At 28.9% G+C, this 20,898-nt stretch carries 21 protein-coding genes; 3 read left to right on the forward strand and 18 right to left on the reverse strand.

Going from position 1 to position 20,898, the window contains the following annotated elements; genetic code table 11:
* Positions 1-145: 145 nt before the first annotated feature.
* On the reverse strand, positions 146-1,342 hold the full coding sequence (locus BN6774_RS11700; protein WP_066893841.1) for an acetate kinase: 1,197 nt from the start codon (positions 1,340-1,342) through the stop codon (positions 146-148).
* Positions 1,343-1,370: 28 nt separating this feature from the next.
* Positions 1,371-2,372 (reverse strand): phosphate acetyltransferase, encoded by a 1,002-nt coding sequence (gene pta, locus BN6774_RS11705; RefSeq protein ID WP_066893843.1) that lies wholly within the window; start codon positions 2,370-2,372, stop codon positions 1,371-1,373.
* A 219-nt stretch (positions 2,373-2,591) separates the two neighbouring features.
* Between pta and BN6774_RS11710 the strand changes: the two genes are divergently transcribed.
* Together BN6774_RS11710 and ylbJ are read left to right on the forward strand one after the other, a co-directional pair.
* Positions 2,592-3,785, forward strand: a complete 1,194-nt coding sequence (locus BN6774_RS11710; protein ID WP_066893845.1) for a nucleotidyltransferase — start codon at positions 2,592-2,594, stop codon at positions 3,783-3,785.
* A 48-nt stretch (positions 3,786-3,833) separates the two neighbouring features.
* Positions 3,834-5,021, forward strand: a complete 1,188-nt coding sequence (ylbJ, locus tag BN6774_RS11715; RefSeq protein ID WP_066893847.1) for a sporulation integral membrane protein YlbJ — start codon at positions 3,834-3,836, stop codon at positions 5,019-5,021.
* Here ylbJ and BN6774_RS11720 read toward each other — a convergent pair.
* The 6 genes from BN6774_RS11720 to BN6774_RS11745 all read right to left on the reverse strand — a co-directional run bounded on the left by BN6774_RS11720 (position 5,007) and on the right by BN6774_RS11745 (position 10,812).
* On the reverse strand, positions 5,007-5,543 hold the full coding sequence (locus BN6774_RS11720) for an ATPase (RefSeq protein ID WP_066893849.1): 537 nt from the start codon (positions 5,541-5,543) through the stop codon (positions 5,007-5,009). The two genes, ylbJ and BN6774_RS11720, sit on opposite strands and share 15 nt — an antisense overlap.
* A gap of 21 nt (positions 5,544-5,564) precedes the next feature.
* Entirely contained in the window at positions 5,565-6,041 is a 477-nt protein-coding gene (gene coaD / locus BN6774_RS11725) for a pantetheine-phosphate adenylyltransferase (RefSeq protein WP_066896632.1), read from the reverse strand.
* Between the two features lie 16 nt (positions 6,042-6,057).
* Positions 6,058-6,612 (reverse strand): 16S rRNA (guanine(966)-N(2))-methyltransferase RsmD, encoded by a 555-nt coding sequence (gene rsmD / locus BN6774_RS11730; RefSeq protein WP_066893851.1) that lies wholly within the window; start codon positions 6,610-6,612, stop codon positions 6,058-6,060.
* Between the two features lie 64 nt (positions 6,613-6,676).
* Entirely contained in the window at positions 6,677-8,707 is a 2,031-nt protein-coding gene (gene recG / locus BN6774_RS11735) for an ATP-dependent DNA helicase RecG (protein WP_066893855.1), read from the reverse strand.
* A gap of 102 nt (positions 8,708-8,809) precedes the next feature.
* Positions 8,810-10,453: a DAK2 domain-containing protein gene (locus tag BN6774_RS11740; protein ID WP_066893857.1), complete on the reverse strand. Its 1,644-nt coding sequence runs from the start codon at positions 10,451-10,453 to the stop codon at positions 8,810-8,812.
* Between the two features lie 11 nt (positions 10,454-10,464).
* Positions 10,465-10,812, reverse strand: a complete 348-nt coding sequence (locus tag BN6774_RS11745; RefSeq protein WP_066893859.1) for an Asp23/Gls24 family envelope stress response protein — start codon at positions 10,810-10,812, stop codon at positions 10,465-10,467.
* Between the two features lie 236 nt (positions 10,813-11,048).
* Here BN6774_RS11745 and rpmB point away from each other — a divergent pair, with 236 nt between their 5' ends.
* A complete protein-coding gene (gene rpmB / locus BN6774_RS11750; protein ID WP_008678335.1) occupies positions 11,049-11,240 on the forward strand; it encodes a 50S ribosomal protein L28 in 192 nt (63 codons plus the stop codon).
* 232 nt (positions 11,241-11,472) lie between these two features.
* Here rpmB and BN6774_RS11755 read toward each other — a convergent pair whose 3' ends face one another.
* From BN6774_RS11755 to def, 10 genes are all read right to left on the reverse strand, one after another.
* A complete protein-coding gene (locus tag BN6774_RS11755) occupies positions 11,473-12,108 on the reverse strand; it encodes a thiamine diphosphokinase (protein WP_066893861.1) in 636 nt (211 codons plus the stop codon).
* Positions 12,109-12,112: 4 nt separating this feature from the next.
* Entirely contained in the window at positions 12,113-12,757 is a 645-nt protein-coding gene (rpe, locus tag BN6774_RS11760) for a ribulose-phosphate 3-epimerase (protein ID WP_066893865.1), read from the reverse strand.
* Entirely contained in the window at positions 12,751-13,620 is an 870-nt protein-coding gene (gene rsgA, locus BN6774_RS11765; RefSeq protein ID WP_066893867.1) for a ribosome small subunit-dependent GTPase A, read from the reverse strand. Before rsgA ends, rpe begins: the two co-directional genes overlap by 7 nt.
* A gap of 100 nt (positions 13,621-13,720) precedes the next feature.
* Entirely contained in the window at positions 13,721-15,670 is a 1,950-nt protein-coding gene (gene pknB, locus BN6774_RS11770; RefSeq protein ID WP_066893870.1) for a Stk1 family PASTA domain-containing Ser/Thr kinase, read from the reverse strand.
* A gap of 1 nt (position 15,671) precedes the next feature.
* Positions 15,672-16,391, reverse strand: a complete 720-nt coding sequence (locus BN6774_RS11775) for a Stp1/IreP family PP2C-type Ser/Thr phosphatase (RefSeq protein ID WP_066893873.1) — start codon at positions 16,389-16,391, stop codon at positions 15,672-15,674.
* A gap of 14 nt (positions 16,392-16,405) precedes the next feature.
* Positions 16,406-17,437: a dual-specificity RNA methyltransferase RlmN gene (rlmN, locus tag BN6774_RS11780; RefSeq protein WP_066893876.1), complete on the reverse strand. Its 1,032-nt coding sequence runs from the start codon at positions 17,435-17,437 to the stop codon at positions 16,406-16,408.
* 8 nt (positions 17,438-17,445) lie between these two features.
* Positions 17,446-18,765: a 16S rRNA (cytosine(967)-C(5))-methyltransferase RsmB gene (gene rsmB / locus BN6774_RS11785; RefSeq protein WP_066893879.1), complete on the reverse strand. Its 1,320-nt coding sequence runs from the start codon at positions 18,763-18,765 to the stop codon at positions 17,446-17,448.
* Positions 18,766-18,776: 11 nt separating this feature from the next.
* Positions 18,777-19,475, reverse strand: a complete 699-nt coding sequence (locus tag BN6774_RS11790) for a zinc metallopeptidase (protein ID WP_066893883.1) — start codon at positions 19,473-19,475, stop codon at positions 18,777-18,779.
* 25 nt (positions 19,476-19,500) lie between these two features.
* A complete protein-coding gene (gene fmt / locus BN6774_RS11795; RefSeq protein WP_066893886.1) occupies positions 19,501-20,427 on the reverse strand; it encodes a methionyl-tRNA formyltransferase in 927 nt (308 codons plus the stop codon).
* A 15-nt stretch (positions 20,428-20,442) separates the two neighbouring features.
* The gene (gene def / locus BN6774_RS11800; protein ID WP_066893889.1) at positions 20,443-20,886 is read right to left on the reverse strand and encodes a peptide deformylase; all 444 of its coding nucleotides are present in this window, start codon (positions 20,884-20,886) and stop codon (positions 20,443-20,445) included.
* Positions 20,887-20,898: the final 12 nt, after the last annotated feature.

The following is a 20,898-nucleotide window of genomic DNA, read 5'->3' on the forward strand; positions in this document are numbered from 1 at the left end:
TGTACATAGCTTGAGCAAAGCTTCATTTCACTCCTTAGATAAATATTTGCCGAATAAACACAATTTATTATATAAAGTGCATGATTAAAAGTCAAGCAATTTTATGTAAATAACTCACTAATAATTATGCACTTCTAATAATTTATTACTTAATTAATTCAACAGTATCTCTTGCTATTACTAATTCTTCGTTAGTTGGAATTACAAAAGCCTTAACCTTACAGCCTTCTTTAGAGATTTCTCTAACCTTTCCTCTAACCTTATTTCTTTCTGTATCTACTTCAACACCTAAGAATTCTAATCCTGTTAGTATAGATTCTCTTGTTTCTGGTCCATTTTCACCAACACCAGCAGTAAATACTATAGCATCAACTCCGCCCATTACAGCAGCATAGGCTCCTATAGTAGTTCTAACCTTGTATTCAAATATAGCAAGTGCTAATTTTGCTCTATGAACATCTTCCTTAAATGCAGCATCTTCAATGTCTCTAAAGTCTGAACTAATTCCTGATATACCAAGAACACCTGACTTCTTATTTAATAAGTCATTTACTTCATCTACTGATAAGCCTTCTTCTTTCATTAAGAAAGTAACTATAGCAGGATCTATATTACCACTTCTAGTTCCCATAGCTACACCTTCAAGTGGTGTGAATCCCATTGAAGTATCTATAGAAACTCCATTTTTTATAGCTGCTAAACTTGCACCATTTCCTAAATGACAAGTAACTATCTTTAAATCCTTTATATCTTTACCCATAACTTCTGCAACTTTTTGAGATACATATTTATGAGAAGTTCCATGGAATCCATATTTTCTTATTCCATGCTTTTCATATAAATCATATGGAAGAGCATAAAGATATGCTTCTTCTGGCATTGTTCCATGGAAAGCAGTATCAAAAACAGCTACCATTGGTGTATTTGGCATAAGCTCTTCGCATGCTTCTATACCTATCATATTTGCAGGGTTATGTAGAGGTGCAAGCTTAAAGCATTCTCTTATATAATCTTTAACTTCATTATTTATAACTACTGAAGATTTATATTTTTCTCCACCATGAACTACTCTGTGTCCTACAGCTGTAATTTCATCCATTGATGAAATTACTCCATTTTCCTTGTCTACTAAAGCATCTAAAACTAATTTTATAGCAACTTTATGGTCTGCCATTGGTTGTTTAACTATATATTTATCTCTACCTTCAACCTTTTGTGTTAAAACAGAACCTTCAATTCCTATTCTTTCAACTAATCCTTGAGCTAAAGATTCTTCTGTAGACATATCAATTAATTGATACTTAAGTGATGAACTACCGCAATTAATAACTAATACTTTCATTTGTATTATACTCCTTCCTAATGGATAATTATTTTTGTGCTTGTGCTTGAACTGCAGTTAAAGCAACTACATTAACTATATCATCAGAGCTACATCCTCTTGATAAGTCATTTATTGGTTTTGCAAAGCCTTGACACATAGGTCCAATAGCCTCTGCATTTGCAAATCTTTGAACTAATTTATAACCTATATTACCACTTTGTAAATCTGGGAATATTAAAACATTAGCCTTACCTGCAACATTACTATTTGGTGCCTTTTGAGCTGCTACTTTATCAACTATAGCTGCATCTAATTGTAACTCACCATCTATTAATAAATCAGGTCTTAATTCCTTTGCAAGCTCAGTTGCCTTTCTAACCTTATCTACCATCTCATGGTCTGCACTTCCCATAGTTGAGAATGATAACATTGCCACTCTTGGCTCTATTTTACAAAGATTTCTTGCAGTATCAGCAGTTGCTATAGCTATAGCTGCTAATTGCTCATATGTTGGATTAGGGTTTACAGCACAGTCAGAGAATAATAACATTCCTTCCTCACCATACTTTGAACCTGGAACCATCATTATGAAGAAACTTGATACTACTGAAACACCAGGCGCTGTCTTTATAACTTGAAGTCCTGGTCTTAGTAAGTCCCCTGTTGTATGTACAGCACCTGAAACCATACCATCTGCATGGTCTAGTTTAACCATCATTGTTCCAAAATATAGAGGGTCTCTAACTATTTTATCTGCCTTTTCTAAAGTCATTCCTTTGTTTTTTCTTAATTCATAAAAGGCATTAACATAAGTTTCTAGTCTATCTGATTTGTTAGGATCTACTATTTCAATTCCTTCTAAGTTTACACCTAACTCCTTAGCTTTATTTTCTATTATATCCTTATCTCCTACTAAAATTACATAAGCTAAACCTAACTCTTGAATTCTTTGAGATGCAACTAAAGTTCTTTCCTCATCACCTTCTGGAAGAACTATTCTTCTTTTATCAGCCTTAGCTGATTCCCATAATTTATTCATAAGTTCCATAACATCTTCTCCTTTCAAAAAATACGGACTTTTCCCATATACTAATATACCCCTAAATAACTATATTTTTCAACCTAAAATAATCAAAAGATTTAATTCTTTATATTAAGAATATTTCGAATAATGATTTTTCTTATCCTTAATAGCCTATATATTTAACTTTTCATATAAAATTATTATGTTATAATATTTTTATATTTCCCATTAAGGAGTGTATTTATGAATATAACAGGAATAATTACAGAATATAATCCATTTCACAATGGACATTTATTTCATCTTAATTCAGCAAAAAAAACAACTAATTGTGATGGCATAATTTGTATAATGAGCGGTAATTTTGTTCAAAGAGGTGAACCTGCTATTATAGATAAATGGAAAAGAACTGAAATGGCATTATTAAACGGTGTAGATTTAGTAATTGAACTTCCAACTTTTTATGCAGTTTCCTCAGCAGAATTTTTTGCAAAAGGTGCAATAAATATTCTTGATAAAATTGGAGTTGTAAAAAATATTTTTTTTGGTAGTGAATGTGGCTCTATAGAATTATTAAATAAGATTGCGAAATTTTTAACCTATGAATCTTATGAATTTCAAGAAATTGTTAAAGATAATCTTAAATCTGGAGTAACCTATGTAAAGGCTCGTGAAAATGCATTAATAAACTTATTAAAAGATGATTCTTTAAAGGAAGTGCTTTCTAATTCAAATAATATTTTAGGAATTGAATATATTAAGGCTCTTACTAAAATAAATAGCAATATAATTCCTTTAACCTTAAAAAGAGAAGGTTCAAAATACAATGATAAGGAATTAGATAGTATTTTTTCTTCTGCTACTAGCATTAGAGAAAGCTTAAAATCCGGAAAAAATATTTCTTCATTAGATTCATATATACCAAAATCTTCTTTAGAGATTTTAGATAAAAATAATTATAACTTTGTTTTTCAAGAAAAAATGTATGAATATATTAAATATAGGCTCTATACAAATTGCATTAATTTTAACAATCTTTTTGAAGCAAAAGAAGGATTAGATAATAAATTTTTAAAAGAAATTTATCATAGCTCATCCTACGAAGATTTAATTTTTAAAATTAAAAGCAAGAGATATACTTATACTAAAATTTCAAGGTTAATGACTCAAATATTCTTATCTCTAGATAATTATCCTTTTTATGAGTTAATTAAAGATGAACATCTATACGCAAGAGTCCTTGGATTTAACGATACCGGAAAACTAATATTAAAAGAAATGAAGAAAAAATCTAGAATTCCAATTATAACTAAAGTATCTAAGAATATGAATAATCCACTTTTAAATTTAGATATACAGGGAACGAAATCCTATTCAGTTTTAAATAATACTTTAAATCCATTAAGTGATTACTTAAACTCACCTATAATAAAATAATAATATTAAAAAGCTCTATGCATATAAATACTATAGGAGGTAGGTTTTATGATTAGTATTTATATTCTATGGCTTTTTATTTTTTTATTATTAGTTCTATTATTTAAACTTTTAGATGTAAAAAAGAATTATATCATGTGTTTTCTTATAACTATATTCATAATAATTTTCGTTGTTAACTTAAAAACTAGTATAGACTCTGCTATAAATGGTGCAAAACTTGTTGTTTCTGCCATTTTGCCAACAATTTTTCCCTTTAGCGTTATCTGTAATTTACTTATATGTTATGATGGCATAACTCTTTATTCAAAAATATTAGGACCTTTAATTTGTAAGCCCTTAGGACTTTCTAAGAGTTCATCCTTTCCCTTAGCAGCAAGCTTTATTTGTGGATATCCCTTAGGAGCAAAATATTCTTCTGATATCTACAAATTAGGCTATATACATAAGGATGAGTACGAAAGATTATTAAATATAGCCTCTAACGCAGGTCCTATTTTCATATTAGGTTCTGTAGCCGTTGCTATGTTAAATAATATTAACTATGGATATATCCTTTTAATAGCAAATTATTTATCTTGTTTTATAATTGGATTTATTACTAAAAAACAATCTAAAAGTAAAACAAAAGAAGTTGAAACCAATATTCCTTTAAAGGAAGCAAACTTTGGAAGTTATTTAAAGACTTCTATTGAAGGTGCAATTAATACTACTTTAAATGTAAGTGCATTTGTAATTATTTTTTCAGTAGTTATAAGTATAATTAAAAGCACCACTTCAATAAGTGCCGCTTTTAATTTCATAGAAAAATTAATTAAGTTACCTAATGGAATATTATATAATCTTTTTCTAGGAAGTATTGAATTTACTAATGGATGTAAATTAATATCAAGTATCAACTTAGGTATTAGTTTGAAATTAAGTATAATAAGTTTTATATTATGCTTTTCAAGCCTATCTGTAATAGCTCAAGTATCATCTATAGTAAGTAATGATAATCCTAATTTCAAAAAGTATATTTCTATTAAATTTCTTCAAGGAATACTTGGTTTTATTATAACTTTTATTTCTAGTACTTTTATTTTAACCTCAATACCTACATTTAATTATTCAAATAGCTATACCAATAAAATAATATTATATAAAATATTTATTACATTAATTATATTGCTGATAATTCCACTTATATTCTCTATTATTTTCAAATTTTTAAAAAGTAAACTACATTCCTCTTAATTCAGAAATATTATCCTTAATTCTTGTTCCAGTATTACTTAATTTTTCATCTATTTCTTTTGCAGTTGCTTCAAAAGACTTTTGCATATCCTCGATAAGCTTATTTCTTTTTTCTTCTATTTCTCTATCTAATTGAGCTAGAATTTCAGTAGAGTACTCTCTTGATCCTATCCTAATTGCCTTAGCATCCCTTTGAGCTAAGGCAATTATTTCATTTGCTCTAACTTTAGCTTCCCTTACAATATCATGATTTTCTACATTTTGCTTCATCATTTCCATTATTTCAGTTTTAGTAGATTCATAATGTTTTTGGGCATCTCCAAGTATTCTATCTTTCTCGTTCATAACCCATTGAGCTTTTCTTATTTGATCTGGTAGATAATTAATTATTTGATCAATTACTTCTAAAAACTCTTTTTTATCAATTACGCTTTTACCTGTTATAGGAACCTTCGGTGCTGTTTCTATTAATTCTTCTAAATACTCTAAAAGTTCAATAATGTTAACTTCAATTTTCTCCATCCCTATTCCCCCTTTTAATATCTAATTAAACTTATCTTTAACTTCCGAAATTAATTCTTCTGGTACAAGTCCCCTAATATTACCACCAAACTTCGCAACCTGCTTAACAGATGATGAACTTACATAAGAGTATGCTGATGAAGTCATCATAAACACAGTTTCAATATCTGAATCAAGCTTTGAATTCATAAGAGCCATTTGAAACTCATACTCAAAATCAGACATTGTTCTTAAGCCTTTTAAAATAACTTTTGAATTATGTAATTTAGCAAAGTCCACCAATAATCCATCAAAGCTTAAAACTTCAACATTATCTATATGTTTAGTTACTCTTTTTATTAAATCCACTCTTTCCTCAATAGTAAACAAACACCTTTTATCAACATTAACTAAAACTGCAACAATAAGTTTATCATATATTTTTGCTCCTCTAGTTATAATATCTAAATGCCCATTAGTTATTGGATCAAAACTTCCTGGATAAATTGCAATATTCATCTCTCTCACCTATTATTTACTCCTCATAATTATATAAACACACTGTTGTATTTCCATATTTTTTACTTTTTAATAATGTAATATCTTTATATCCTTCATAAATATCTTCTATGGAATCTATTTTCGTAACTATAATTCCGTCTTTTTTTAACATATTATTTTCTTTTATTATTTCAATTGCCTTTGGAATCATTTCCTTACAATAAGGTGGATCTATAAATATAACATCAAAGATTTTTCCCTTCTTACTTAGCATATTTAAAGCATCATAAGAATCTAAACTAAGTGGAAAACAAAAATCCTGAAACTTTAAATTATCAACATTTTGCTTTAATAAAGGAAAAGTAGTGTTGCTTTTATCTATAAGGTAAACTTCTTTAGCCCCTCTACTTGCTGCCTCAAGTCCTAAACTTCCTGTTCCTGCAAAAACATCTACAACTACAGCTTCAGATAAATAATTTTGAATCATACTAAACATAGCTTCTTTTACCCTATCTAAAGTTGGTCTAGTTTCCATAGTTTCAGGAGATATTAACTTTCTTCCTCTTGCTTTTCCTGCTATTATTCTCATTTAATTTCCTCCTTAGGTACTATTATTACAATTTTAACATAATATTTATTTATATACAATTTTTTTAGTTAAAACAAATATATCGACTATATCTTTCAATAGACTTAGATATTTCACTACATAATTTTACATTTTCTATTTCTTTAGAGTTAATTAAATTGCTGGCTTCATATCTTGCACATTTTAAAATATCTATATCTTCATAAATATCAGCTAAAACTAATCCAATATCTCCACTTTGTCTAAGCCCAAACATTTCTCCAGAGCCTCTTAGTTTTAAATCCTGCTCTGAAATATAAAATCCATCTGTAGAGGTTGTCATAATTTCCATTCTTTTCTTAGTTCTTTCATTTTTAGCATTTCCAATTAAAATACAATAGGATTCATATTCACCTCTTCCAACTCTACCTCTTAATTGATGAAGTTGTGCTAATCCAAATCTTTCTGAATTTTCTATTATCATAATAGATGCATTAGGGACATTCACCCCAACCTCTATAACTGTTGTTGAAATTATAACCTTTACTTTATTTTCTTTAAACAATCCAATTATTTCATCTTTTTCTTTAGGCTTCATTTTTCCGTGTAAAATTTCTACACTTATATTTCTAAAAACATCTTCCTTTAACTCTTCATATAATTTTTCTACTGAATTTAAATCTAGTTTTTCATTTTCTTCAATTAAAGGACAAACTATATATACTTGCCTTCCTTTTTTTATTTCCTCTAATGCTAATTTATAGGCAGCCATTCTTTCATTTTCAGAATAAAATCTTGTATCTATCTTCTTTCTTCCTGGTGGAAGTTTATCTATTATTGAAACATCTAAATCTGAATACATATATAAAGCTAAAGTTCTTGGAATTGGAGTTGCTGTCATAACCAATACATCTGGTCTTCTACCCTTATTTATTAATTTATTTCTTTGTTCAACACCAAATCTATGCTGCTCATCTGTTATAACTAACCCTAAGTTTGTAAATTCAACATCCTCTTGAATTAAGGCATGAGTTCCTACAACTAGCATTGGTTTTCCTTCAGCTATTTTTTCTTTTATCCTTCTCTTTTCCTTTAAACTAGTACTACCAGTTAAAATCTCTATATCAATATTAAATCCATTAAAAATCTTTAAGGCTTCTAAGTAATGTTGATTTGCTAATATTTCAGTTGGAGCCATTAATGCTCCTACATATCCATTTTTAATAACATTAAATAAAGCTATTAATGCAACTATTGTTTTACCACTACCAACATCTCCTTGAACCAATCTATTCATTGAGTACTTACTTTTTTGATCTCTTAAAATATCTCTTACTACATTAGTTTGAGCTTCAGTTAAATTAAAGGGGAGAGATTTTTTTAAAGCTTTTAATTCATCATGCCATTGAAAAGATATTCCATCATTACTTCTTAATTTATTTTTAAGTAACAAAAGTTTCATTGAATACGTAAAAAGTTCTTGGAATTTAAGTCTCGATATAGCCTTATTTAGTTCTACCTTCCCTTTAGGAAAATGTATTTCTCTAATGGCAGTATCTAAATCTATCATATTATATTTATCTAAAATACTTTTAGGCAAATTGTCATTTATAACAACATTATCTAATACTTGATTAATTATTTTTGCTATAACTTTATCATTTAAATCTCCCTTTAAAGGATATTTAGGAATAATCTCACTTTCTTTTGCATCTTTACAACCTACCATAGGATTAATAACTTCTAATAGTTTGCCACTCTTCTTAAATTTACCAACTAAATCATAAGTTTCATTAAGTTTAAAACTATTTCTTATATACCTTTGATTAAACCATTTTCCTAAGACTATATGACCTTTATAATCAAATTTTATTATTGATATACTCTTTCCACTTTTAGTCTTTACATCTCTGTCATATCCTATAACTCTACATGTTAAAATTTGTTTTTCTTCCCCATCTATTTCATTAAAATCTACATCACTTCTTATAAATTCATAATCTCTTGGAAAATATAAAAGCAAATCATATATTGTAAAAATACCACATTTATTAAGCTTTTCAGTAAGCTTTGGACCTACACCTTTTAAAGCTGAAACTTCAACTCCTATATTCATTTGCTCACCTCAAATTTTTATTCAATAAATATTAAAGCACAAGTTTCCACTTCTGTAAATAAAGTAGTAACTTGTGCCTTTTATACCCTAATTTCTTAAATTTTATTCTACTGACATTAAGAAGTAGTATAGAGGTTGAGCTCCTCTATAGCATTGAACATCTAAATCTTCATATTTCTCTTCTATCTTACTTGCAAAATTATTTGCCTCTTCTTCTGAAACATCAGCTCCATAGAATATAGTTATTAATTCGCTTTCATCGTCTATCATTTCATCTAGAACTTCTTCTGCTACATCACAGTATGATGCTCCTACTTTTTTAATTTTCCCTTCAATTAAACCAAGCATATTGCCTTCTTTAATTTCTATCCCATCCATTTCTGTATCTCTTACTGCATAAGTTACAGAACCGGTTTTAACCATAGACATAGTATCCTTTAAGTTTTCTTCATTTTCATCTACTTCACTTTCAGGATTAAACATAGTTACACATGTTATACCTTGAGGTATTGTAGTTGTTGGAATAACTCTAACATCTTTATCTGAAATTTCAGCCGCTTGGTTTGCTGACATTATTATGTTCTTATTGTTTGGTAAAACAAATATATGCTCAGCATTTAACTTCGATATACATTCCATTATGTCTTGAGTAGATGGATTCATAGTTTGACCACCTTCAATAACGTAATCTACACCAAGATCTTTAAATATATTAGTAATACCATCTCCCATTGCTACTGCAACAAAAGCATATTTCTTTTCTTCAGTTTCTACTGCTTCTTCATTATTTTCGTCTTTTAACTTATATTCTTCTTTACTTAGGAGAACTTCCCTATGTTCTTCTCTCATATTATCAATTTTTATCTTAGATAATTCTCCAAGTTTAACAGCCTTAGCTAATACAGCTCCAGGATCATTAGTATGAATATGTACCTTTATAACATCTTCATATCCAACTACAACTTGAGAATCTCCCATAGGTATTATATCATCTCTAAATTTGTCAGCTTTACTTGCATCTGCTAATATAATAAATTCAGTACAATAACCAAATTTAATATCTATATCTTCAGTACCTTGAGCTCCTTGCATCTTTGCTTCTGAAGGCATAATATCTTTTATTTCAGCCTTTATATCATCCTTTAAAGCTTCATGCATTCCTTTTAGAATTATATAAAGACCCATCCCACCTGAATCTACTACCTTTGCTTTCTTTAATGCAGGTAACAATTCTGGAGTTTTATCAAGCATTTCCTTTGCAGCTTTTATAACAACATCCATTAAGTCAATTATATCTTTAACATCTGTATCAATTGCTGCTTCAGCTGCTGCTCTTATAACTGAAAGGATTGTTCCCTCAGTTGGTCTCATAACTGCCTTATAAGCAGAATTACTACCTTCTTTAAATGCTATAGCAAGTTCTACTGCATCTACTGAAGTTTTTCCTTCTAATCCTTTAGATATTCCTCTTAAAATTTGGGAAAGAATAACTCCAGAGTTCCCTCTTGCTCCCATTAAAGCTCCCTTAGCTAGTTTTTTTGAAGCTTCACCAATAGATTCAGTATTTAAACCTTCAATTTCTTTTACTGCTGCCTTAAATGTAGCAGACATATTAGTTCCAGTATCTCCATCTGGCACTGGGAATACATTTAATGAGTTAACATATTCGCTTTCTTCCAACAATCTATTGCTAGCATTAACAACCATGTTATAAAAATCATGGCCATTTATTGTCTGATATTTCATCTTTTTACCTCCTAGACTCTAACTGCTTGAACATTTACTGTAACAGATGAAACTTTTAATCCAGTAAAGTTTTCCACACTATAACGTACCTTTTGTATAATATTATTTGCTATTTCAGAAATCTTAGTTCCATATTCAACCATAACATATAATTCAACCATTAATTTATCATTATCAAATTTCAGTTTTACACCTTTACTTAAATTTTCTATTCTCATTAATTCCCATAGTCCTTCTGTTGCATTCTTGGAAACCATACCTACAACTCCATAGCATTCCATTGTTGATAATCCTACTATTTTTGCAAGTACCTCTTCAGAGTAATGTATATTTCCAAGTTCATTTGAATATCCTACCATACAGAATCCTCCTTATAAATATCTATACACTATATTTTATATTACTTAGATTTATTATTCAAGTAAATATTATATAGCTATTATATGAAGATATTAAGATATATATTAAATTTTTGATTTTAAAAGTTTTTTCACTTTTTTACTATTTCCCCTTGCTTTTCTAAGCATTACTGTGTTAAAATTTAATCTGTCCTATTGAAGAGAAATTATCTTCAAAAATAAGGAGGTGTTTTCAAGTGGCAAGAAGATGCGAAGTTTGTAATAAAGGGGTTGTATCTGGAACTCAATACTCCCACTCACATCGTCAATCAAAGAGAACTTGGGCTCCTAACATAAAGAGAGTAAAGGCTTTAGTTAACGGAACACCAAAGACAGTTCATGTATGTACAAGATGCCTTAGATCTGGTAAGGTTCAAAGAGCAATATAAGTTCAAATAAAAAATGCAATTGATTATACAATTGCATTTTTTATTTTGTTTAGCTTTTTATTTAATTTTATGTTTTTTCATATGTATTATCTTTTTCTTCTAAAAAATTTAATCAAGTTAGATAAAAACTTAGGTAGTTTAATAGCTATTATCTTCATATTAGTCCTCCATAAAAAATCACTCATCTCTTTATTTACATTGTATGCAAATAAATAAAATGAGTGATTAATTTTTAATCTTTTGTATAAAGAACCATTACTATTCCACTATCAAAAGTAATATTTATTTTTTCTTCCATAAATTCGTTTGATGTAGTTAAACTATCACCTAATCTTAAAGTATAATTACTTAAATTATACTTAGCACCTATTATAGTAAAATTTTCAACTACATCACAGTAAGCGTGAAATGAAATAGTATCTCCCTTATTACCATATAAGGTTATAGGTTTATCAGTTAAAAATATATAATTATTATCATCAATTACCTTGACTTTAATTGACTTTTTTAATCCTCTTAGCATAAGTCCAAGATTACTTAATGAATGATCATATCTTGTACCTGTAGCACCTAATAATATAATTTCACTAGCCCCTCTTTCTACTGCTAGATTATAAGCTATTTCTGTATCGGTATAATCTTTTTCTCTTTTAAACTTAATCTTTCTGCCTGCTTTAGCTTCAATGGAATTTATTATGTCCATATTTGCAGAATCAAAATCTCCTAAAATATAATCAGGAATAATATCATACTTATATAGTACTTCGCACCCCTTATCTGCACCTATTATTAAATTAGCTTCCTTAATTTCATTAAGTAATATTTCCTTTGATGGTGCTTTTCCTCCTGATATAATTACTACTTTCATTTCATTATCCTCTTATTGCTTCTATATTTTCCTTAAGCTTTCCATCACCAAATATAGCTGAACCTGCTACTAGAACATTTGCTCCTGCTTCAATTATTGACTTGGAATTGTTTTTATCAACTCCCCCATCTACTTCAATAAGTAAATCTTTATTTCTCTTTAAGCTCATTTCTTTAACTTCCTTAATTTTATCTAAAGAGTATGATATAAACTTTTGTCCTCCAAATCCAGGATTAACTGACATTATTAATACTAAATCTAACTTTTCAATTATATCTTTTAAAACAACGGTTGGAGTTCCAGGATTTAAAGAAATACCGGCTTTAACTCCTTTTGATTTTATATACTCAATTGCTCTATCTATGTGTTTTTCTGCTTCATAATGTATAGTTATTATATCAGCGCCAGCTTCAACAAAATCATCTATGTATCTTGATGGATTTTCTATCATCAAGTGTACATCAAACACCTTTTCTGTTTTATTTCTAATGGACTTTATTACTGGTAATCCAAAGCTTATGTTAGGAACAAAGTTTCCATCCATTACATCTATATGAATAAAATCTGCTCCTGCTTTATCTACGTTTATAATATCTTCACCTAATTTTGAAAAATCAGCTGATAATATTGATGGTGATATTTTTACCATTTGTACTTTTCCCCCTCTTGTAGTTCTTCTAATATTCTAATATAAAAATTATATCTATATTCATTTATTTTTCCTTCATTTAAAGCCTTTTTAACTGCACATTCTGGTTCCTTATTATGAAGGCATCCTCTAAATTTACAACCATGATTGTATTCTTCAAATTCTGGAAAGCTATATCTAAGATTTTCTTTATCCATAAAACTAATATCTATATTTGAAAACCCTGGACTATCAACTAAATAACCTTCTTCTATTTCAATAAGCTCACTATGCCTTGTAGTATGTTTTCCTCTTCCAATTTTCTCTGATATATCACCAGTTTCCATATGAGTTCTGTTTATAAGAGTATTAATAAGAGTTGACTTTCCAGCTCCAGAAGGACCACATAAGACAGTTTCCTCACCTCTTAATCTTTCTTTAAGAAGTTCTATCCCCATTCCTTTTTTAGCATTTATAAATAAAACATCATAACCTATATCATTTATTTTATTTTTTATCTCTTCTTGTTCTTCCTCTGTAGCTAAATCTACTTTATTTAAACATACTATTGCTTTTATATTGTTATATTCACATAAAATTAAAAATCTATTTAAAAGGTCAAAATTTATATCTGGATTTTTTATTGCAAATACTACAAAGGCCTGAGTAACATTTGCCACAGTAGGTCTTATTAGCTCTGAATATCTATCAAATATATCTTCAATTACACCCTTTCCATTAGAAACATTAATAAGGACATTATCTCCAACCATAGGCTTCATATCCTTATGCCTAAATTTCCCTCTAGCTTTACATTCTATAATTTCATCTTTAGTTTTAACATAGTAAAACCCACCGATACCTTTTATTATTTTTCCTTCCATAATTCCTCCAAACAATTTTATCTTCATATTTATAATAAACAGATTATAATAAAAAATGCAAATTTTTTTATAAAAAAGAATCAGCCATTAGGCTGACTCTTTATTGATTATTATTTCCATTATTATTGTTATTATTTTCAGATGGCTTTTGTGTATCTGATTTCTTAGCTTTTAGTTCTACTGTTCCACTAGCCTTTATTTCTTTAGTAAAACTTTCTAGTATATCTCCGCTGCCAATAACTTTATATTTTATATCATTTTTCTTTAATATGTCTATAGCATCATTAAGTTTCATACCTTCTACAAGACCATAAGATGAAACATCTACTGTTTCTTCTTCATATTTACCAACAGTTATAGTAATATCTGATCCTTCTAGAATTTTAGTTGGTGCAATACTTTGTTCTAAAACTATTCCATCTTCCTTTTCATTATTTGTAACTTTTTCTGCAACATGAACATTAAGATCTTTTAAAGCCTCTTTAGCCGCAGATAATGATTGCCCTACCACATTTGGAATATCTACCATTTTATATTCTGGTCCATTACTTACAACCACTTCTATTTCAGTATTAGTACTAATTTTTGTTTTTGCAGCTGGTTTTTGGCTAATTACATATCCCTCTGGTACAGTATCACTATATTCTGTAACTATTTTAGCAGCATTTAATTTATTTGAATCAAAAAATTGTTGAACGCTTGACTTTTCGAAATTTCTAAAATCAGGCATTTCTATTGTAACTTCTCCAGAAGATACTACAACATTAATTACAGTTCCCTTTTTAACCTTCATGCCAGCCTTAGGGTCTGCTTGTAAAATAGTATTTTCTGGTTTATCACTTTCCTCAGTGGATTTAACTTCTAATTTTAATCCCAATTCTTCAATTTCTTTTTTTACATCATCAGTAGTCTTTCCTACTATATTAGGCACAACTACCTCACTGCCACTTCCTACTCCCCCTGCTAAGAAAAATCCTATAGAACCTAAAACTAAGATTAATATTATAACTCCAATAGCTATTAATGTTTTCTTTAAACCTTTTTTATTATTTTTCTTTTTTGGTTTATCTTCATCATCATAATCTTCATCAAATTCATCATCATAATCTTCATCATCATAATAATCATCTTCTAATTTAGAAATATGTTGTGTCTTTGAAGTATTTATTGGTGCCATAATGATAGTACTATCATTATCCATATTATTAATATTATCTCCTATTATAACATCAGGATTTTCTTGAATCTTTTGCAAATCCTGAATAATTTCCTTTGCATTTTGATATCTCTTTATAGGTTCTTTTTGTACTGCTTTAAGTATTAATTTATTTAAACTATCTGGAATAGCAGGGTTTATATTTTTAGGCGGAACAGGTTCTTCTTGTAAATGCTTTAAAGCAACTGTAACTGGGGAATCTCCTTCAAAAGGTAGTCTTCCTGTTACCATTTCATATAAAACTATCCCAAAAGAGTATATATCTGATCTAAAATCAATATAAGTTCCTTTAGCTTGCTCAGGTGAAAGATAATGAGCTGAGCCAATTATACTTGTAGTATTAGTTATTGTTTGAGAGTCTGTAGATTTAGCTATTCCGAAATCTGTAACTTTAACTTCTCCAGCTTCAGTAACTAAAATATTTTGTGGCTTTATATCTCTATGAATTATATTATTCCTATGAGCACAATCTAAGGCTTTTGCTATTTGAAGAGCTATTTTTATAGCAGTATTATAGCTAAGCTTACCACTATAATTAATTAACTCCTTTAACGTTTTTCCACTTACATATTCCATTACTATATAATCTAAATCCTCTTGAGTTCCAACATCTAATACATTAACTATATTAGTATCTGATAAATTTGCTATGGCAGTTGCTTCTCTTTTAAACTTTTGAGCTATCTCACTATTGTCAGCAAACTGTTTCTTTAAAATTTTTACTGCCACATACCTATTTAGTTTATTACACTTTGCCTTATAGACTTCAGACATTCCGCCTTCCCCTATTTTTTCAAGAAGCTCATATCTACCACCTAGAATAATTCCGTTCATATTACACCTCTCCTCCAAATAACATTACAGTTATATTGTCTCTTCCACCATTAAATTTAGCACTTTCTACAAGTCTTTCACAAATATTCTGTAATTCATTTTCTTCAATGTCAAAGGATAAAATATTTTCCAAACTAATTTCGTTAGTAAGTCCATCACTACACATAAGGAAAAAATCAAATTCATCCTTTTTTATTTCAAATAAATCTACTTTTACATCCTCTTCTGTTCCAATTGCCCTAGTTATAACATTTTTTTGAGGATGATTAATAGCTTGTTCTGATGAAATACTACCGCAATCCAAAAGTTCTTGTACTAAAGAATGATCCTTTGTTATCTTAACTATATTTTTATTCTTTATTCCAAAACAAGAGCTATCCCCAACATTAGCCACTATATTTATATCATTTGTTATTAAACATGCTACTAAAGTAGTTCCCATTCCATTATAAGAATCTGAACAATGAGATAAATTATATACTTTTGAATTAGCATGTTTTACAGCCTTTTCTAATAATTCTTTATAATTATAAAGATTCATATTATCTCTTATGTATTTTATTAAGGCTTTAGAGGCCGTTTTACTAGCAATTTCACCAGCATTATGACCTCCCATGCCATCTGCCAAAACACAAATTTTATAATCATTATCTTCGTAATACTCAGCATAATCCTCATTTAAGGTTCTTATATTACCTAAATCACTTTTTATACCAATCACCAACACCCACTCCTCTAATTTTTAGTCTTTAAGAAGTTTCTCCTTAATTGACCGCAAGCAGCATTTATATCATTACCCATTTCTCTTCTTACTGTAACATCTAATCCATGTTCACTTACAATTTTTTCGAATTCTTCTATAGTTTTTTTAGAAGGTCTCTTTAAAGTGTTTTCTTTTATTTCATTTACAGGTATTAAGTTTATATGGCATTGTCTTCCCTTTAATAACTTAGCTAAAGATTTTGCATCTTCTTTGCCATCGTTAATTCCAGAAACTAAAGAATATTCAAAAGTTATACGTCTACCTGTTTTTTCAAAATAGTAATCACAGGCTTCCAAAATTTCTTTTATGGAATATTTATTAGCTATAGGCATTATTTCTCTTCTTTTTTCATCACTAAAAGCATGTAGAGATATAGCTAATGTAATACTATAACCCTTATCTGCTAGTTCATAAATTTTAGGCACAAGACCACAAGTAGAAAGTGTTATATGTCTTTGGCCTATATTAAGTCCATATTCAGCATTTACTAAGTCTAAAAACTTAGTTACATTTTCATAATTATCTAAAGGCTCTCCACTTCCCATTAATACTATATTAGAAATTCTTTCACCTAGAACCTTTTGAGCAACTATTACTTCTGATAAAATTTCTCCAGCTGTTAAATTTCTAACTCTTCCTTCTAAAGTTGAAGCACAAAATTTACATCCCATTCTACAACCAACTTGAGTTGAAATACAAATAGAATTACCATATTTATATCTCATAATGACACTTTCAATTATATTTCCATCTTTAAATGCAAATAATATTTTTTTTGTTCCATCTAAGTTAGATTCATATTCTTCCACAACTTCCGGAACTCCTATATAAAAATTATCCTTCATCTTTTCAATTAAAGATTTAGGTAAATTTTTCATATCATCAAATTTCCAAACATTTTTGTATATCCATGAAAAAATTTGCTTAGCCCTAAAAGCACTTTCGCCATTTTCCTTCATCCATACTGATATTTCTTCTAAACTATAATCTAAAATATTTTCCATTATATCACCTATTTTATTTTCTTTATTTTTGCTATAAAGAAACCATCCATGGAATCATTCGGTAATATAGTTAAACTTTTATCTACATTATAAATAAAATTATTATTGTTTCCTATATAAATTTTTTCTATTTCTGCATCCTTATGTTTATCTAAAAACCATTTTATATTTTCTTCATTTTCTTCTTTATTTAAAGTACATGTAGAATAAACCATTATCCCATTTGGCTTTAAATATTGCCATGCATTATCCATAATATTTCTTTGGATTTCAATTAAATCTCTTAATTGTTGTCTTGTTTTGTTCCATTTTATTTCAGGTTTCTTTCTTATTATACCAAGACCTGAACAAGGTACATCTATTAAGACCTTATCACCGTAGCTAATATATTCAGTATTAAGTTTAGTTGCATCCATTTCTTTACAAACAACATTACTTAACCCTAATCTCTTAGCATTTTCCTCAATTAAAGATAGCTTATTTTCATGTAAATCAAAAGCTAAAACTTCCCCTGTATTTCCTAATAGCTCTGCAATATGTGTTGTTTTTCCACCTGGAGCTGCACATAAATCTAAAACTTTATCTCCCTCTTTTAGTTCTAGTAAAGGAGCTACTAACATAGCACTTTCATCTTGGACTGTAATAAGTCCTTCTTTAAATACTTCGTTATTTTCTACTCCTTTTCCCCCTTTAATTGTTATAGCTTCAGGACAAGCATATCCTTCCTCTATATTATACCCAATTTCTTCTAATCTCTCATAAACTTCATCATACTCAGCTTTAAATTCATTAACTCTAACTGTAACCTTAGGAGTTTCATTTAAACCTGCCATTATCTTCATAGTTCTTTCTTCACCGTATTGTTTAATAAAAAGTCTTATCATCCACGGCTCAAAAGAAAATTTATAAGCAAGTTCATCTATTCTATTACCTGGAACTACTATTTCCTTTTCATCCCTAATATAATTTCTTAAAATTCCATTAACAAGCTTTGAAGCTTCCATGGAAATTTCTTTAGCCTCTTCTACCGCTTCATTACAAGCTGCATATTCAGGTATTTTGTCTAAGAAATACATTTGATATATTGCAACTCTTAATATATTTAATACTGTTTTATCTAGTAAATTTATATCTTTTACGAAATTTCCTATTAGCACATCTAAAGTTCTTTTTCTCCTTAAAGTACCGTAGACTATTTCAGTTATAAGCCCCTTATCCTTCTCATCTATATCTTCTCTATTTAATTCTTTTGAGAGAACTAAGTTAGAATAAGCTCCTTCTTCTAATACTCTTTGTACTATTTGTCTTGCAAGTTTTCTACTGTTCATATTTCTACCTCTTAATTATCATTATATCTGTTGTTTAAAGCTATTAATCTAATTAATTGAGAAATAGCCATTAAAGTTGCTGCTACGTATGTCATTGCTGCTGCATCTAGAACCTTTTGTGCTCCTTTTAACTCGTCACCATATAAAAATGTTCTTGTTTTTAAAATACTCAATGCCCTTGTAGAAGCATTAAACTCTACAGGAAGAGTAACTATTTGATAAACTACTGCTAAGCTAAAAAATATTATACCTATTTGTGCAAATAGGGAGTTACCAAAGAATATACCTATCATAAATAACCATATTGAAGCATTACTAGCTATATTTACTGCTGGAGCTATCTTAGTTCTTAAAACTAAAGGTGCATAATGTGTTTGATGTTGGATTGCATGCCCACATTCATGTGCTGCTATTCCTGCTGCCGCAACTGTAGATCCATCATATACTTCAGGTGAAAGCCTTATTACTCTTGCTGAAGGATCATAGTGATCTCCAAGGTGCTTTCCATACCTTTCAATTCTTACATCAAAAAGCCCTGCTCCATCTAAAATACTTCTTGCAACTTCACTCCCTGTAACACCACTTGCGATTCTAACGCCTTTATATTTTTTATAAGCGTTATCTATTTTAAATTGTGCCCAAAAAGCTATTATTATTGCTGGTATTAAAATTAAATAGGTTGGATCAAAATAAAATCCTGGATAAAACATATATCCATCTCCTTTATACTAAATTTTAGTAAAGCTTATTATTTACCTTAATTTCATTTCCATTTATATATTGTTCTATAGTTAAAGGCTTTCCATTTGGAAATTGTATTTTCTTTATTAATAAAGTTCCATCTAAAGTAGCAACCTTCATTCCTTCTTTAGAAACGCTAATTATAGTACCAGGTTCTTTTTTACTATCTTCTTTTAGAACTGTACTTTCATATATCTTCATACTCTTATCTTCATAATTAGTATAAGCAATTGGCCAAGGATTAAGTCCTCTAATTAAATTATGAATATCATATGCTGAATTATTCCAATTTATAAGAGCTAACTCTTTATTTAACATCTTAGCATAAAAAGTTTCTCCCTCTTGCTTTTCAGGTGTTATATCCCCATTATATAATCCTTCTATAGTTTTAATTAAAAGATCCGCTCCTCTTTTCATTAAAACATCATGAAGATTTCCTGCTGTCATATCCTCTGGTATTTCCACTTCATCTTTAAGAAGCATATCACCAGTATCTAAACCAACATCCATTAACATGGTTGTATTTCCAGATTTCTTTTCTCCCTTTATTATAGCCCAATTTAAAGGTGCTGCTCCTCTATACATTGGAAGAAGTGAGGCATGTAAATTAATACATCCATACTTTGGTATCTCTAAAACTTCTTTAGTTAAAATTTGACCAAAGGCCACAACAATAATAAAATCCGGTTTTAATTCCTTTAAATATTCTATTGCTTCTCTATCATCCTTTAACTTTATAGGTTGTAATACCTTTATATTATGCTCTAAAGCCACTTCTTTTACTGGTGAATATGATATTTTTTTCCCTCTTCCCTTAGGCTTATCTGGTTGAGTGAATATACATTCTACACCAAAGGTATCAATAATTTTTCTTAAAGATGGTACTGCAAAATCTGGAGTTCCCATAAATACTATTTTCATGTTAACCCTCCTTTGTTATTTTAAGTAATCTATAAACAATTTACCATTTAAATGATCATTTTCATGAAGTATAGCTCTTGCTAAAAGCTCAGTAGCTTCTAAAACAAATTCTTCTCCCTTTTCATTTAAAGCTTTTACCTTTACATAATTTGGACGTTCAACTTCTGCTGATTCTCCTGGAACGCTTAAACATCCTTCTTCCCCTAATTGACTTCCTGAAACCTCTAGTATCTCTGGATTTATAAATACTCTAAGTCCATAATCATCATATACATCTATAACAAATATTCTTTGAAGAATTCCAACTTGAGGTGCTGCTAGACCAACTCCATCAGCTTCATACATAGTATCTGCCATATCATTTATTAATTTAATAGTTCTCGATGTTATTTCAGTTATATTTTTGCATTTTTTTCTTAAAACTTCATCACCATTAGTTCTAATATTTCTAATTGCCATTTATCTTACCTC

Source organism: Clostridium nigeriense (assembly GCF_900086595.1).
Classification (GTDB): Bacteria; Bacillota; Clostridia; order Clostridiales; family Clostridiaceae; genus Clostridium; species Clostridium nigeriense.

Excerpts from the sequence above, each read along its gene's own strand:
- BN6774_RS11700 (WP_066893841.1), bottom strand. The coding sequence starts at position 1,342 with ATGAAAGTATTAGTTATTAATTGCGGTAGTTCATCACTTAAGTATCAA.
- pta (WP_066893843.1), bottom strand. The coding sequence starts at position 2,372 with ATGGAACTTATGAATAAATTATGGGAATCAGCTAAGGCTGATAAAAGA.
- BN6774_RS11710 (WP_066893845.1), top strand. The coding sequence starts at position 2,592 with ATGAATATAACAGGAATAATTACAGAATATAATCCATTTCACAATGGA.
- ylbJ (WP_066893847.1), top strand. The coding sequence starts at position 3,834 with ATGATTAGTATTTATATTCTATGGCTTTTTATTTTTTTATTATTAGTT.
- BN6774_RS11720 (WP_066893849.1), bottom strand. The coding sequence starts at position 5,543 with ATGGAGAAAATTGAAGTTAACATTATTGAACTTTTAGAGTATTTAGAA.
- coaD (WP_066896632.1), bottom strand. The coding sequence starts at position 6,041 with ATGAATATTGCAATTTATCCAGGAAGTTTTGATCCAATAACTAATGGG.
- rsmD (WP_066893851.1), bottom strand. The coding sequence starts at position 6,612 with ATGAGAATAATAGCAGGAAAAGCAAGAGGAAGAAAGTTAATATCTCCT.
- recG (WP_066893855.1), bottom strand. The coding sequence starts at position 8,707 with ATGAATATAGGAGTTGAAGTTTCAGCTTTAAAAGGTGTAGGTCCAAAG.
- BN6774_RS11740 (WP_066893857.1), bottom strand. The coding sequence starts at position 10,453 with ATGAAATATCAGACAATAAATGGCCATGATTTTTATAACATGGTTGTT.
- BN6774_RS11745 (WP_066893859.1), bottom strand. The coding sequence starts at position 10,812 with ATGGTAGGATATTCAAATGAACTTGGAAATATACATTACTCTGAAGAG.
- BN6774_RS11755 (WP_066893861.1), bottom strand. The coding sequence starts at position 12,108 with ATGAAAGTAGTAATTATATCAGGAGGAAAAGCACCATCAAAGGAAATA.
- rpe (WP_066893865.1), bottom strand. The coding sequence starts at position 12,757 with ATGGTAAAAATATCACCATCAATATTATCAGCTGATTTTTCAAAATTA.
- rsgA (WP_066893867.1), bottom strand. The coding sequence starts at position 13,620 with ATGGAAGGAAAAATAATAAAAGGTATCGGTGGGTTTTACTATGTTAAA.
- pknB (WP_066893870.1), bottom strand. The coding sequence starts at position 15,670 with ATGAACGGAATTATTCTAGGTGGTAGATATGAGCTTCTTGAAAAAATA.
- rlmN (WP_066893876.1), bottom strand. The coding sequence starts at position 17,437 with ATGGAAAATATTTTAGATTATAGTTTAGAAGAAATATCAGTATGGATG.
- rsmB (WP_066893879.1), bottom strand. The coding sequence starts at position 18,765 with ATGAACAGTAGAAAACTTGCAAGACAAATAGTACAAAGAGTATTAGAA.
- BN6774_RS11790 (WP_066893883.1), bottom strand. The coding sequence starts at position 19,475 with ATGTTTTATCCAGGATTTTATTTTGATCCAACCTATTTAATTTTAATA.
- fmt (WP_066893886.1), bottom strand. The coding sequence starts at position 20,427 with ATGAAAATAGTATTTATGGGAACTCCAGATTTTGCAGTACCATCTTTA.
- def (WP_066893889.1), bottom strand. The coding sequence starts at position 20,886 with ATGGCAATTAGAAATATTAGAACTAATGGTGATGAAGTTTTAAGAAAA.